The 14,445-nt window shown below is 69.7% G+C and carries 9 protein-coding genes; 1 reads left to right on the top strand and 8 read right to left on the bottom strand.

Translation table 11 applies throughout. The features are described from left to right. Positions 1-11: 11 nt before the first annotated feature. The 8 genes from addA to G6P88_RS11615 form a co-directional block, all read right to left on the bottom strand. Positions 12-3,485, bottom strand: coding sequence for a double-strand break repair helicase AddA (gene addA / locus G6P88_RS11650; RefSeq protein WP_165323309.1), 3,474 nt, complete (start codon positions 3,483-3,485; stop codon positions 12-14). Beyond that, positions 3,482-6,472 carry a double-strand break repair protein AddB gene (gene addB / locus G6P88_RS11645; protein WP_165323308.1) on the bottom strand — a complete coding sequence of 997 codons (2,991 nt, stop codon included), beginning with the start codon at positions 6,470-6,472 and terminating at the stop codon, positions 3,482-3,484. The genes addA and addB overlap by 4 nt, the downstream gene beginning before the upstream one ends. Before the next feature lie 71 nt (positions 6,473-6,543). Beyond that, entirely contained in the window at positions 6,544-7,272 is a 729-nt protein-coding gene (locus G6P88_RS11640; RefSeq protein ID WP_165323307.1) for a nucleotidyltransferase family protein, read from the bottom strand. Further along, positions 7,269-8,228, bottom strand: coding sequence for an aminoglycoside phosphotransferase family protein (locus G6P88_RS11635; protein ID WP_165325144.1), 960 nt, complete (start codon positions 8,226-8,228; stop codon positions 7,269-7,271). The genes G6P88_RS11640 and G6P88_RS11635 overlap by 4 nt, the downstream gene beginning before the upstream one ends. Beyond that, entirely contained in the window at positions 8,225-8,692 is a 468-nt protein-coding gene (gene tsaE / locus G6P88_RS11630) for a tRNA (adenosine(37)-N6)-threonylcarbamoyltransferase complex ATPase subunit type 1 TsaE (RefSeq protein ID WP_165323306.1), read from the bottom strand. The genes G6P88_RS11635 and tsaE overlap by 4 nt, the downstream gene beginning before the upstream one ends. Further along, positions 8,685-11,066 carry an ATP-binding protein gene (locus tag G6P88_RS11625; RefSeq protein ID WP_165323305.1) on the bottom strand — a complete coding sequence of 794 codons (2,382 nt, stop codon included), beginning with the start codon at positions 11,064-11,066 and terminating at the stop codon, positions 8,685-8,687. The genes tsaE and G6P88_RS11625 overlap by 8 nt, the downstream gene beginning before the upstream one ends. Positions 11,067-11,220: 154 nt before the next feature. Beyond that, complete coding sequence (ahcY, locus tag G6P88_RS11620) at positions 11,221-12,633, bottom strand: adenosylhomocysteinase (RefSeq protein ID WP_226946528.1); 1,413 nt, start codon at positions 12,631-12,633, stop codon at positions 11,221-11,223. A gap of 187 nt (positions 12,634-12,820) precedes the next feature. Next, positions 12,821-13,381, bottom strand: coding sequence for a YqgE/AlgH family protein (locus tag G6P88_RS11615; RefSeq protein WP_165323303.1), 561 nt, complete (start codon positions 13,379-13,381; stop codon positions 12,821-12,823). Positions 13,382-13,452: 71 nt separating this feature from the next. Here G6P88_RS11615 and G6P88_RS11610 point away from each other — a divergent pair, with 71 nt between their 5' ends. Beyond that, a complete protein-coding gene (locus tag G6P88_RS11610) occupies positions 13,453-14,409 on the top strand; it encodes a glycosyltransferase family A protein (RefSeq protein WP_165323302.1) in 957 nt (318 codons plus the stop codon). The last annotated feature ends 36 nt before the right edge of the window (positions 14,410-14,445 follow it).

Below are 14,445 nucleotides of genomic sequence, written 5' to 3'. Positions count from 1 at the left end.
TCGCGACAGTCTCAACGGCCTTGGGCGTGGTTTTGCTCCTCCGCCCTAAAGCCGGGCTTGTGCGCCTCGAGCAGCGCCTCGGGCACGGACAGCAAGATCGGGCCTGCCGTATAGAGCAGACCGACTTCGATCACCCGGTCCGGGAAGATGGTGCGAAGCGCCGCCGCATAGGCCGCCATCTGCCGGACATGGTGGATCGGCGCGTCCTCGACCCGTTCGGGCACCCGGCGGCCGGTCTTGAAGTCCACGACCAGAATCCGGTCGGGCTCGATCAGAAGCCGGTCGACGGTGCCCGCGACCACGATTCCGTCCACCACCGCGGCAACCGGCGCCTCGGCCAGTGCATCCGTACCGAACAGCGTGGAGAAGCGGGGGTCGTCGATGACGCGGCAGGCATCCTCCGCGAGCATCCGGGCCGTCTGTTCGTCCTCGATTCCGGCCGAGCCGGTCAGCCAGCCCGTCGCCGCGACCATGCGCCGTTCGGGCGCCACCGTCGGCAGCCGTTCGAACAGCGCGTGCAGCAGCGTGCCACGCCGCGCTGCCGCGCGCATCGCCTCGGAGGGCGGCGGATCGGGCACGTCGTCGATACCCAGCGACGAGGGGGCAAGCGGGCGGGGCGGGCGCGCCTCGACGGGGGCCGGGCGGTGCAGCCATTCGGGGCGTGCAAGCCGCGGCCGTTCGCGCCTGGGTTGCGTCGCACTGCGGCTTGCCCGCCTGTCGGGGGGCGAAAGCCCGAGAAAATGCCGTGCCTCGCCCCACAGATCGTCGGCCACGGGCTCGCAGCCCAGTCCGTCCATCGCGCGATGCACCGCATGGTACCAGCTCGCTTCGGGTGGGACGCCCCGCGCGCGGGGGCCCAGCGCGCCGCCGATCACCAGATGCTCGCGCGCCCGGGTCAGCGCGACATAGAGCAGCCGCCAATGCTCCTGCCGTTCGCGCCGCGCCAGCGCCTCGGCATCGGCGGCAATCTCCTCTACCAGCTCGTCCTTGCGGGGCCGGGGTATGGGTACGCCCGCGCTCTCGCCCCCCATCTGCCAGCGCAGGCTGCCGACCGGGGTCGCATCGGGATTGCCGGTCGCATCGGCCAGAATGACGATCGGCGCTTCCAGGCCCTTCGATCCGTGTACCGTCATCACGCGCACCGCATCGGCGGGGGCGGAGGGGTCGCGCGTGATCTCCACCTCGCCGCGATCGAACCAGTCGAGGAAACGCTGGAGCGAAGCGGTGGCCGTCCCCTCGAATTGCAGGGCGGCGCCGAGCAGCTCCTCGATCGGGTCGCGCGCTTCCTGTCCGAGCCGGTGGAGCAGCTTGCGGCGCCCTTGCAGCGGGCCGCTCAGCAGATGTTCGAGGAAGCGATAGGGGGTGGTGAAGTCGGCGCGACCAAGAATGTCGTCGAGCGCGGCTATGGTCTGCGCATCTCCGCGCTCGCGCACCGCGTCGATCAACGGGCGGCCCTTGCGGCCGAAACCTACGCGGTACAGATCCTCCTGGCTCCAGCCGAACAGCGGGGACACGAGCAGGCCCGCGAGGCTGAGGTCGTCCTGCCGCTGCACCGCGAAGCGCACCGCCGCCAGCAGGTCGCGGACCGCCAGCGGCGCGGTCAGCCGCAGCCGGTCGACACCCGCCACCGGCACGCCCTCGGCGTGAAGCCGCGCCACGATCAGCGAAGCGAGCTCGGCCCGCCGCCGGACCAGAATCAATATATCCTCGGGGCGGACAGGGCGCCCCGCGCCATGCAGCCACAGCGGCTCGTCGAGCCAGCGGCGTATCTGCGCGGCCAGCCGCGTGGCGAAGGCGCGGGTGGCATCGTCGACCCATTGTTCCTCGCCGGCATCCTCCTCGAGGCTGGCTATGCCGTCGACCGACAGCGGTTTCCACAGCGTGACGCGGCCGGGCAGGTCGGTCTTCCACGGGCGATGGCGCGGCGTGTCTTCGGTCAGGCCAAGCTGATCGGGTCCGAGATCGGCGACCACCTGATCGACGAGCTCGAGAACCGCCGGCGCGGAGCGGAAGCTCTGGTCGAGCGACAGCTGGTGGAACAGGCGCTTCTCGCCGTCGGGGAGTTCCTCCGATCCCGCTTCGGCCTGGCGCGCAAAGCCGATGCTGGCGGCGAGGAACGCGACCGGATCGGTCCCCTGAAAGCCGAAGATCGCCTGCTTGAAGTCGCCGACGCTGAACAGGGTCCGCCGCGCGGTGCCCCGGGCGCCCGCACCGGCAAAGAATTCCGACGCCAGCGACGCGACGATCGACCATTGGCGGGCATTGGTGTCCTGCGCCTCGTCGACCAGGATATGGTCGGTCGACCGGTCCAGCTTGTAGCGGACCCAGTCGCCCATGCCCGGCGTCTGCAGCAGGTCGACCGCAGCGCGGATCAGGTCGTCGAAATCGACCACCCCAGCGCTGCGCTTCGCCTGGACATAGGCCGCCGCATAGGCCTGGCCGGCGCGCAGGGCGGCACCGATCATCGCCGCCAGCGCCGCGCGCCGGCGCAGGCCGAGCAGATGACCGACCTGTTCGGCGAGGCGGGTGCAATGATCGCCATAGCCGGCGTCCGCCTTTGCCAGCCCGGCCGGTATCTTCCGGGACTCGCCGCTTTTGGTCAGCACGACATTGGCGACGGCATCGAGCATCGCCGCGCGAGCCTTCGGGCTGCCGGCAAGGAAAGCGGCGACAATGTCGGCGTCGCGCAGCCCGGTCGCGGTGCCCCAGGCAGCATTGGCACGCGCGATGGCGTGGAAGCAGTCGAGGTCGAGCGCGGCGCAGCCGGCTTCGACGGCGTCTTCCACATCGCCGGTCGGAGCGCCGAGCATCCGGCGGATTCGGGGCTCGATCGCATCGCGCAGTCCGAGCGCTTCCATCGCTTCGGGGCTGCGCGCGCATTCGACCAGATAGGATTCGGCGCGTGCCTCGCCGATGCGCAGGCTCAGCTGCTGGATGTCGCGCAACAGGCCGAGGTCGCCGCCCCGCTCTGCCCCATCGATCAGTTCGGAGAGCGTCCGCCGGGCGAGCGCCTGCTCCTCACGCCCTTCCAGCGGGCGAAAGCCCGGTATCAGCCCGGCTTCGGAGGGAAAGGCCCCGAGCAGCGTCTGGCAGAAGGCATGGATCGTCTGGATGCGCAGCCCGCCCCCCGGCGCATCGAGCACGCGCGCGAAGAGCCGCCGGGCCCGGCGAACCGCTTCAGGGCTGGCGTCCTCACCCAGCCGGTTCAGATCCTGGACGAGCTTGTGGTCGTCCTTGAGGCCGGCCCAGCGCGCCAGGCGCCGGTGAACGCGCTCGGCCATCTCGGCCGCGCCGGCCTTGGTGAAGGTCAGGCAGAGGATCGATTCGGGCGCCGCACCCGACAGCAGCAGGCGGAGGACGCGCGCCGTCAGGACGTGCGTCTTGCCGGTACCTGCCGACGCCGACAGCCAGATCAGCTCGCTGGGCTCCGACGCCAGCCGCTGCTGGTCGAGCAGCGGGTCGAGCGGCTTCAGGCGCGCGCTCATGCCGGCCTCGCTTCCGCGCCGATCGGCTCGCGCCCATACCATTCGTCGAGGCGCATCAGCTGGTCATAATCGGCATAAGGGGCATATTCGGGGGCGATCTTGGCCTCGAAGGGGGCATCGCCGGTCAGCCAGGTCTGGACCGCCTCGGTCAGGGTGCGCGCCGCAAGCGCGGTGAACCCGTCGGGGGCGATGCCGTTCCGACCTCCCACGGGGCTTGCGACATAGCCGAAGCCGCCGGTGCGCGCCTTCGCCAGCGACCAATATTCGAAGTCGACCGGAATGCCCTGTACGCCGTCGAAGCCGCCGCGTTCGGCGATCAGGCCGAGCAGGCCGAGCTGCATCGAAAAACCCTCGGCGACCTGCGCGGCGCTGGGCGGCATGCCCGTCTTATAGTCGACGATGGCAAGCTGGCCGTTCGAATCGGCGTCGATCCGGTCGACCTTGCCGGTCAGCCTGATGCCCGCGATCGCGATTTCGCCCTCGATCTCGGCCGCGAGCGGGCGTCGGCCTTCTGCGGTAAGTTCGGCCATCCTCCCGGCGATCCACTTCAGAGCCTCGAACAGCCGCGGCTCCCACAGCGCCCGCATCACGGGGTGCGCCGCCATGCCGTCGAGGAGCGTGTGCGCACGCGGGAGAAGTCGGTCCGGCGCGCATCCGTCCTCCAGCATCCAGGCCTCGAAGATCGCGTGGACTGCGGTGCCGCGCCAGGCGGGGGTGGGATCGGCGTCGACCGCATCCATGCGCCGGAGCTTGAGCATCGTGTCGGCATAGAAAGCGAAGGGATCCGCCTTCAGCCGGTCGAGCTTGGTAACGGCAATCAGCTTGGGCCGGTCCTCTACCGGCGGGCGGGGCGCCGGCCGTCCGGCCGGCCGCGGCGGTCCTTCGGGCCGGTCGATGTCGGCGGCCCAGGCCGGCAGGCGGTGCTCGCGCGTCAGTCCCCCCGTCATCGCCTCCAGCCGCAGCCAGAAGCGCGAGGCGATCGTCGGCGCGCGGCTGTCGCGGCGGGCGCGGGTGATGAGCACCTCGGGCGCACCGAGTGCCATTGCAAAATCATGCGCGGACAGGCCGACACGCGCATCCAGCCCGATCAGGCCCAGTTCGCTGCGGATGCGCGGGGCGAGCCAGGGGTCCGGGCTCGGCAGCGGCGGCCACACGCCCTCGTTCAGCCCGCCGAGCACCATCAGGTCGGCATGCTGCAACCGGGCTTCGAGCAGGCCCCAGATCGACAGGCGCGGATGGCCGCCCTGCGGCGGGCGCACCGCCACGCCGTCCATCATCAGGCGCAGCATCGGGGCGAGGCTTGCCACGGGAAAGTCCACCGGGCCGAGCGGTGCGGTCGCCTCCAGCGCGGCGATCAGCTCGGCGGCGGCGCGTCCGTCGGGGCCGGCCCAGCCGGCATCGCCGGCCAGCGTCGAGGCGGCCTCGCGGATCGCGGCGATCAGCGCGGGAAGCGCCGTGGCGGACCCGCGCGACAGCCCCTCCGCAAGCGGCTCCAGCAGCGGGCGAACGCCGTCCCACCAACCGATCGCCGGCGTCCGCGCGCGCCGGGCATGTTCGTCGCCGTCGCGCAGGAAGCGGGCGATGCCGTCGAGCCCCGCTGGGGGCCTCGGCCCGCGCAGGGCGACGTCGAGCCGGCGGACCCCGTCGAGCCAGGCGCCGCGTTCTTCGCCGCGCCGGACCAGCGGGTGCTTGAGCAAGGCGAGAAGCGGCACCGGAGCGAAGCCCTCGGCTCCCGCTTCGGCGATGGCCAGCAGCAGGGTGCCGGCCGGCGTCAGCGACAGCGGGGTGCCGGCCGAATCGTCGGCGACGATGCCCCACCGGGCGAGATGCGCGGTAACGCGCCGTGCGAGCGCCCGGTCCGGCGTGACGAGCGCGGCGGTTCGGCCGGGGGTCTCGATCGCCTCGCGCAGGGCGAGGGCGATCGTCTGCGCCTCCTCAGCCGGGTTGGCCAGCTCCACCGCCCTTACGCCCGACAGGCGCCGCTCCGTCGGTGGGAGGCGATACCATTTGTCGGTGAACATGGCGGGCGCCATCGCATTGGCGATCGCGCGGCCACGGACCGACCGGGCGTCGCGCCCGCCGCCCCAGCGCCAGCCACGCACCTCCGCCCGGCCGACGTTCATCCGGTCGAGCAGGCGCTTGAGCATATATTGCGGATGGCTCTCGATCGGACGGGCGGGCCGCTCGCCGTTCTCATCGGGCGCATGCGGCCCGAGTGCGTCCCACTCCTCGTCGCTGGAGAGCGTGTCGAGGCCCTGCAGGACCACCATGCCCTGCGGCAGGCGGGCGACCGTTGCGAGCAGCCCCGCGACGGCGGGCGTCGCGCTGCCGATGCCCGCCGCGATTACGGGGCCGGGCGGGGGTGTGGAACGCCAGCGCCGGGCGACGCGGTCGAGAAGCCGGTTGCGGCGTTCGGCCAGGTCGATCCGTCCGCGCCTTGCGAGTTCATCGGGCCATCGCCCGAGGATCGTCTCGAGCATCTCCAGCGACGCCTGCCAGTGGCGGGACAGCTCGGGAAGAGCGGCCAAGTCGCGCAGGCGCGCGGGTGCCACGCGTTCGATCAGCAACTGGTCGAGCGTGCGGCCCAGTTCGCCGGCGAGGCGAATCGCCTCGCCTCCGTCGATCGGCTCCCCCACTGCGGCGCGGGCCTCGGCGGTAAGCCGGGCGAGAATCATCTGCCGTTCGAGCGGCTCGATCGCCGGCGGGATCGGCTCCTCGTCCTCGGCACCGATGGGATCGAGCAGCCCGCCCAGCCTTTCGTCCAGCTCGGGATCGCCGATCGCGACCAGCCGGGGCAGCAGCAGCCCGCCTTCGGCGCGGCGCACGAAGGCGTCGCTGATCGCGCGTGCCGCCCGGTTATTGGGGACCAGCACGATCGCACGGGCCAGCCGCAGCGGATCGGGTCCGTGCAGCGCCATCAGCCCCGCTGCCAGGGCATCGGCAAAGGCGCGGTGCGCGGCAATGGTGAAGACGGCGGGGCGAGTCATGGATGTCACCTTAGCCGCAGAGCCGCCCGGCGGAAGCCGCCATCGGCGAGGCGCCTAATTCGGGCCCGGTTTCAGGCGAGGCCGAGCAGCATCTCGGTCCGGGCGATTGCCGGGGGTGTGCCGACGTCGAACCACAGGCCCTGGTGGACGAGGCCGAAGGCGCGCCGCTCGGCGATGGCCCGGTCCCACAGCAGGTTGAACGAGAAGGCCCCCTCGGGGAGGTCTCGGAACAGGCGTTTCGAGACGATCTGCACGCCGGTGAACACGAACGGCGCCACGCGCGACGGGCGGCGGCGGGCGATATGGCCGTCCCCGTCCATATGGAAATCGCCCAGGCCGCTATGGCAATTGGCGCGCGCCAGCGGGACGAGCAGCAGCAGCGCGTCCATCCTGCTGTCGTCCCAGCTCGAGGCGAGCAGCTCTATTGCGTCGACCGGCCCGTCGATCCACAGATTGTCGCTATTGGCGATCAGGAAAGGGTCGTCGTCGATCAGCGGCAACGCCTTGGCGACCCCGCCGCCCGTTTCCAGCAGCAGGCCGCGTTCATCGGATATCCGGACGTCGAGATCGGCCGCCTTGCGGGCGAGATGCGCCTCCAGCGCGTCGGCCAGATAATGGGCGTTGACGACCACCTTGCCTATTCTGGCGGAGCGTAGCCGATCGAGCACATGGTCGAGCAGCGCCTTGCCCGCCACCTCGACGAGGGGCTTCGGGCGGGTCGCGGTCAGCGGGCGCATCCGCTTGCCCAGCCCGGCGGCGAGCACCATCGCGGTGCCGATCGGTGCGTGCGGAGCGGTCATGCAGCGTGGTCCGCCCAGAAGGAGGCGCGGGCCTGCGCGGGCACATGCGCGTCGAACCAGGCACGTACGGGTGCCAGCGCCGGATGGGCGAGGTCGCGCTCCAGATAGCGCCAGACGCGCGGCTGGAAGGCGAGGTAGCGTGGCTTGCCGTCGCGCTTCCACAGCCGGGTGAAGATGCCGAGGATCTTCGCGTTGCGCTGGGCGCCGAGCAGCGCATAGGCGGCTTCGTCGAACGGGCGCCGCGCCGCATAGCGGTCGATCATCGCGCGTTCGAGCGCCGGGTCGACGTCGCGCCGGGCATCCTGCAGCAGCGAGACGAGGTCATAGGCGGCATGGCCCGCCAGTGCGTCCTGGAAGTCGAGCAGGCCAAGGCTGCCGTCGCCGAGAAGCATGATGTTCTCGGCATGATAGTCGCGCAGCACCGTGATCGACTGATCGTTTGCGATCGGCGCCAGCGCCGCGTCCCACGCGGCGGTATAGGCGTCGGCGTCGGCGGTCAGGCCGACGGCGGGCATATACCATTCGGGAAACAGCCCGGCCTCGCGCTGATAGACCGGCATGTCATAGGGCGGCAGCGTGCCGGCTGCGGCCCCATGGAGATCGGCCAGCAGGTCGATCGCCTGCCCATAGATGAGATGCTCGGCGGCGGGTTCGGCGTCGATCACCTCCTTCATCCGCGCGTCGCCGAAATCCTCGAGCAGGATCAGCCCCGCATCGAGATTCTCGGCGAGGATGCGCGGCGCCCGGAAGCCGATCGTCTCCAGATGGCGCGCGACGGCCAGGAAGGGGCGGCTGTCCTCATGCTGGGGCGGGGCATCCATCAGCACGGCGGTCTCGTCGCCGCGCATGACCCGGAAATAGCGTCGGAAGCTGGCGTCGCCGGCCAGAGGCAGAATCTCGGCGCCGGTCCAGCCGGCAGTGTCGAGAAAGGCGGGGGCGTGGGCGGGGGGGATCATCGGGGCGGCCATCGGCCCTCCCATGCCGCGGGCGCCGCCCAAGTCAAGCGGCGCGCATCCTCGCCTGCGGGTTCGATGTCGAGCCGCAGCGCATCCTGCCACAGCAGCCCGCCCATGCGTTCGGGCCACTCGATCAGCAGCGCGCTGTCCGCGCGGGCCTCGTCCAGGCCGAGTTCGTACAGCTCTTCGGGATCGTCGATGCGATAGAGGTCGACGTGCCACAGCGGGATCGTCAGCTCGGGCGGCGCATAGGGAATGACGATCGGAAAGCTCGGGCTGGGAACCTCGCCTTCGAAGCCGAGCGCCTGGAGCAGGCCGCGTGCGAGCGTGGTCTTTCCCGCGCCGAGATCGCCCGACAGCGCGACGACGTCCCCCGGCCGCAGCAGTGCGGCGAGGCGGGCACCGAGCGCCAGCGTATCGGCGGGGCCGTCGAGCCGCAGCGACCCGGATGCGGGATCAGACATTGACGCTCTCGCCCAGGCGGCGGGGGAGGTGGATCGTCACGGTCGTGCCCCGGCCAGGCTCGCTGTCGAGCGCGATCGAGCCGCCATGCGCCTCGACCAGCTGCCGGGTGAGCGGCAGCCCGATGCCAATCAGCTGCTTGCCCTCCTCGTTGCTCGCGTCGATGCGCGGATAGCTGTCGAAGATTCGTGCGCGCTGCGCCGGGTCCATGCCGGGCCCCGTGTCGGCGACCGTCCAGATGATCATGTCATCGTCGCCATGAACGCGGATCGTCACGCGGCCTTGCGGCGGGGTATAGGTGATGGCGTTGTTGAGCAGATGATCGGCGATCTGGCGCAGCCGGCGCGGATCGCCGCGCATCGTTCCGAGCTCGGGTTCCATGTCGACGATCAGGTTCAGCGGCTTGGCGTCCGCCGCCTTGCGGGCGGCCGCGACAGCCTCGCTCAGCACCTCGCCAAGATCGACCGGCTCTTCGGCGAGGGGCAGGCTGCCCGCCGCGCCCTGGGTCAGGTCGAGCACGTCCTCGACCAGCGAGCCGAGGCGTCCCACCGAAGAGAGGATCGCCTTGACATATTCGCCCGCGACCGGCGGCAGTTCGCCGGCATAGCCGCCGTCGAGCAGCTCCGCGAAGCCCGCGATGGAGGTCAGCGGCACGCGCAGCTCATAGCTCATATTGGCGACGAAGGCGGTCTTGAGCTTGTCGGCCTCCTCCAGCGCGTCGGCGCGGCCGCGCAACGCCTCCTCGATTCCGCGCGACGCGGTGATGTCGAGCAGGGTGAAGAGCGCGTTGCCGTCCGGCAGGGGCACGACCGCGAAGTCGAAATAGCGTCCGTCGGCGAGCGCCATCCGCCCGGTCCGCGCCTGGCGGTCGACGGTGGCGATGCGGACGAGATCGCGGAGCAGCTGCGCACGAGACGGGTCTGCCAGCTTGGCGCCGACGAGCTCGACCATCGCATCGACCCGCAGATTCTGCGCGAGATCGGCATCCGACAGGCCCCATATGTCGCGAAAGCTCTGGTTCCAGATATGCAGGCGGCCGTCTGCCGCAAAGACACCGATGGCCTCGAACAGATTCTCGAACGTGGCGGCACGCACCCGCAGCAGCGTGTCGCGTGCGCTCGACAGCTGCACCTGCTCGGTCCGGTCCTCGAAGAACAGCAGCAAGCCGCCATTGGGCAGCGGCTGGGCCACGACGCGAAGATGCTGCCCACCCGGCAGCGTCCAGGTTTCCTCGACCGCATCCACCGCGTTGAACCACGCCCGGCGCTCGTTGCGCCAGCCGGGGAAGTCGCGCACCTCGGGCAGGCGCTGTGCCTCGCGCAGCCTTTCGAGGATGCGGTCGAACTCGGGACGATCGGTCAGCCATTCGGGCGCGAGCGCGAAGAATTGCACGAAAGGCTGGTTGAAGAAGATCAGGCTGCGGTCGGCGCCGAACTGGGCGACGCCCGCCGACAGCCGGTCGAACAGCTCGCGCTGGACCTCCTGGAAGCGGCCGAGTTCGGCCCGCGTCTGCTCCAGATCCTGGATGTCGAACGCATAGCCGGCGACGCCATGCTCGCCCATCGGCACGTCGACGATGCGCATCGTGCGCCGCTGTCCGCTCAGGGTCACCGGCACGACCTGGGTGTTGATCCGGCCGGTATCGCGCGCGGTGAGAGCGGTCGCCCGCGGGGCGCGGCCGTCGGCGGCGTCGATCAGCTCGACCCCGCGTGTCACCACGTCTTCCGCGCTGTCGCCCTCGACCGCCTCGACATAGGCCGAGTTGACCAGCGCGAGCTTCAGGTCGGGGCCGCGGTGCCACATCGGGAAGGGTGCGGCCTCGATCAGTGCGAGGCAGCTGTCCAGCGCATCGCTGATCAGCCCGGTCTCATGCGAGAGACGGGCGATGGTGCGCTCCGCCTCGCTATTGTCGAACAGCCAGACGATCACCCCATCGCCGACGGCAACCGGTGCGGGACGCCCCCGTGCGAGCAGCACGCGATCGCTGCCGGCGAGGCGCAATATGCGTTCGAACGGCCTCCCGGCCTGATTTGCGGCCTGGACGTCGGCGGCGAGGCCTTCGGCGTCGACGACGGAGATTCCGCCCTCTCCGTGAGTCGCCATCGCATCGATCGTCGCGGGGACGTCGGTCAGACCGAGCCAGTGGGCCAGGCGGGTGTCGGCACCGATCCGGCCATCGAGCCCGACGCGGAAAGGCAGGGCGGGGCAACTGCCCAGCAGGGCGGCCTGGCGCTCGAGATCGCGCGCGCGCGCCTTGGCGATAGCGTCGCGCCGCAGCCCCATCACGATCGCCGCGACCGCCGCCGCCACCCACAGCGCGACGATGATCGCGAGCATCATGGCGGCGATCGGATCGAGCTGGATCATGTGCGACATGCGGTAGCTTCTAGAGTCATTTGCGCCTTCGGGGAATCACCCGCGATCCGCAATTCCATTGTTCGTTTCGGACGCAAAGGAAAAGGCCCCGGCATATGCCGGGGCCTTCCTGTCGCGAAGCGCGCGAATGGCGGGATTCTGCCCGCCGTCCGGCTCAGTAGCGATAGTGATCGGGCTTGAACGGCCCTTCGGTGGTGACGCCGATATAGGCGGCCTGCTTCGGGCTGAGCTTGGTCAGCTTGACGCCCAGCTTCTCGAGGTGGAGCGCGGCCACCTTCTCGTCGAGATGCTTCGGCAGGACGAACACCTTGTTGTCATATTCGCCCGGCTTGGTGAACAGTTCGATCTGCGCCAGCACCTGGTTGGTGAAGCTCGACGACATCACGAAGCTCGGATGGCCGGTGGCGCAGCCGAGGTTCACGAGGCGGCCCTTGGCGAGGATCAGGATCTGCTTGCCGTCGGGGAACTCGACCAGGTCGGTGCCCGGCTTGATCTCGGTCCACTTGTAGTTGCTCAGCGCCGCGATCTGGATCTCGCTGTCGAAGTGGCCGATGTTGCAGACGATCGACATCGGCTTCATCGCCTTCATATGCTCGGCGGTGATGACGTCCTCATTGCCGGTGGCGGTGACGAAGATGTCGGCGCGGGTCACCGCTTCCTCCATCGTCACGACCTCATAGCCTTCCATGGCGGCCTGCAGCGCGCAGATCGGATCGATCTCGGTCACGATCACGCGGGCGCCGCCGTTGCGCAGCGAGGCGGCCGAGCCCTTGCCGACATCGCCGAAACCGGCGACGCAGGCGACCTTGCCGGCCAGCATGACGTCGGTCGCGCGACGGATCGCGTCGACCAGCGATTCCTTGCAGCCATAGAGATTGTCGAATTTCGACTTGGTGACGCTGTCGTTGACGTTGATCGCGGGGAAGGGCAGCTCGCCCTTCTTGGCGATCTCATAGAGGCGGTGGACGCCGGTCGTGGTCTCTTCGGACACGCCGCGGATCGCCTTGACGCTCTCGGTCAGATAGCCGGGCTTGGCGGCGATATAGGCCTTGAGCGCGCGCTGGAACTCGACTTCCTCGGCATTGCCCGGCTCGCCGAGCGTCGCGCCGGCCTCGAGCTTGGCGCCCCACAGCGCGAACATCGTCGCGTCGCCGCCGTCGTCTAGGATCATGTTGGCGGTGGTGTCGTCGCCCCAGTCGAAGATGCGACCGACATAGTCCCAATAATCGGCCAGGCTCTCGCCCTTGACGGCGAAGACCGGGATGCCGCGCGCGGCGATGGCGGCGGCAGCATGGTCCTGGGTCGAGAAGATGTTGCAGGTCGCCCAGCGCACATCGGCGCCGAGTTCGACGAGGGTTTCGATCAGCACCGCCGTCTGGATAGTCATGTGCAGCGAGCCGGTGATGCGCGCGCCCTTGAGCGGCTTCGACGCGCCGAATTCCTCGCGGAGAGCCATCAGGCCGGGCATTTCGGTTTCGGCGATCTCGATCTCGCGACGGCCGAATTCGGCGAGGCTCAGATCGGCAATCACATAATCGTTGAAATCAGTCGCAACGGCGGTGGCCACCGGGCTTCTCCTTCGGGAACGGGCGTCGGTCGGCGACATGCCGACCGGTAGCTATGGCTGCGCCTTAGCGACGGAGCCTTAACAACGCAAATATAAAGATATCTTTATATGTCGTTCACGATGGTATTTGGCAGGCGGGACGGGGGCCCCGTGTCGCCCCGCAGGACCTTCCCGGTCCCTTCGCTTCTCAGGCCTGGCCGCTGCTGGAAGCGAGAAGACGGGGGTCGATGCCGGCGTCGCGCATCGCCTGCTCCCACCGCTCCGGAGCGTCATGCTCGAACAGCAGACGCTGCTCGCCCGGCGTTGCGAGCCAGCCGTGACGGCGCATCTCGTCGTCGAGCTGGCCTTCGCCCCAGCCGGCATAGCCGAGCGCGACCAGCCATTGCGCAGGGCCTTTCGCCTCCGCGATCGCCCGCAGCACGTCGAGCGTCGAGGTCAGCGCCCAGCGCCCGTCGACGTTCAGACTGTCCTCGCCCATCCAGTCGGTGCTGTGGAGGACGAAGCCGCGCTGCTGTTCCACCGGGCCGCCCAGATGGATCGCGCAATCGGGTGCCACGCCCGGTTCCAGGCCCAGTTGTTCATAGAGGCCGTGCAGCGTGATCCCGGGAACGATGCGGTCGACGCCGACGCCGAAAGCGCCCTGCGCGTCATGGCCGCACATCGCGATCACCGCCTTCTCGAAACGGGGATCGCCTATCCCCGGCATAGCCAGGAGATACTGGCCGCGAAGAGAGACTGGCGTATCCATGGCTTGCAATATAGTCCTCCGTCATGGCGACGCAAACAGGCGAACCGGGTGGGGCAGGGGACGAGCCCCAGATGTCTGTGTCCCCGGTGTCGGCGTCACCCATAGGCCCTGCCCTCACAGTCGTCATTCCGGCCTATGGTGTTGGTGAGATGCTCGGGGACGCGCTCGCTTCGGTCATCGCGCAGGATCGGCCCGACTGGCGGGCGATCGTGGTCGATGACGGCGACAGGCGCGTTCGCGTCCATGTCGAGCCCTATCTCGTCGACGCGCGGATCAGCCTTCTCGAAACCGACAATGGCGGCCTGCCGACCGCGCGCAACCGGGCCATCGCCCATTCGACCACACCCTATGTCGCCCTGCTCGACGGCGACGATATCCTGGAGCCGGACTTCGCCTCCTCGCTGATCGCCGTTCTGGAGGCCGATCCCGGGGCCGGTTTCGCCACCGGCGATGCGACCTTCTTTGGTGTCGACCGCGTCGGTGAGCTGTTTTCCGCTTATTGCCCGCAGGCCGGCCCGCCGACACTGGAGAAGCTCATCCGCCGTGAGTTCAACGTCTTCGGGCTGACGATGATGCGGCGTGAGGCGATCGAGGGCATCGGCGGCTTCGATACCAGCCTGCGATCGTCCGAAGATCTCGATGCCTGGATCCGGCTGATGGCTGCGGGCTGGCGGCTCGCTCATGTGCCGCGACCGCTCGCACGCTATCGCCGCCGCGCCGGCCAGATGTCGGGCAATACGCCGGTGATGCTCGAAACCGCGCATGCGGTGATGGACAAGGCGAGGCGGGAGCTTGGCGACAGGCCGGAGGCCGCTGCTGCGGCCGAGATGTGCCGGCGGATCGAGCGCGACATGGAGGTCGAGGAGGCCTTCGCCCATATCCGGGCGGGCGAATGCCGCGTGGGGGTGCAGATGCTGATCCGGCTGGGCGTCGGCGAGCGCAGCCCGCGCTGGCGCCGGGCGCTGGCGGTGATGCGGGTCGCGCCCTTCCTGGCGCCCCTGTTGTTGCGCCTGCGCGAGCATGTCTGAAGGGGAAGGCTCGCCTTTCGGCACCGGAAAATGCAA

The sequence above is a fragment of the Rhizorhabdus phycosphaerae genome, assembly GCF_011044255.1.
Taxonomy (GTDB): domain Bacteria; phylum Pseudomonadota; class Alphaproteobacteria; order Sphingomonadales; family Sphingomonadaceae; genus Rhizorhabdus; species Rhizorhabdus phycosphaerae.
Note: the sequence above shows the minus strand (reverse complement) of the source record. Positions and strands in the feature narration are given on the sequence as shown.

Coding starts and splice junctions, on each gene's coding strand:
- addA (WP_165323309.1), bottom strand. CDS start 3,485: ATGAGCGCGCGCCTGAAGCCGCTCGACCCGCTGCTCGACCAGCAGCGG.
- addB (WP_165323308.1), bottom strand. CDS start 6,472: ATGACTCGCCCCGCCGTCTTCACCATTGCCGCGCACCGCGCCTTTGCC.
- G6P88_RS11640 (WP_165323307.1), bottom strand. CDS start 7,272: ATGACCGCTCCGCACGCACCGATCGGCACCGCGATGGTGCTCGCCGCC.
- G6P88_RS11635 (WP_165325144.1), bottom strand. CDS start 8,228: ATGATCCCCCCCGCCCACGCCCCCGCCTTTCTCGACACTGCCGGCTGG.
- tsaE (WP_165323306.1), bottom strand. CDS start 8,692: ATGTCTGATCCCGCATCCGGGTCGCTGCGGCTCGACGGCCCCGCCGAT.
- G6P88_RS11625 (WP_165323305.1), bottom strand. CDS start 11,066: ATGTCGCACATGATCCAGCTCGATCCGATCGCCGCCATGATGCTCGCG.
- G6P88_RS11615 (WP_165323303.1), bottom strand. CDS start 13,381: ATGGATACGCCAGTCTCTCTTCGCGGCCAGTATCTCCTGGCTATGCCG.
- G6P88_RS11610 (WP_165323302.1), top strand. CDS start 13,453: ATGTCTGTGTCCCCGGTGTCGGCGTCACCCATAGGCCCTGCCCTCACA.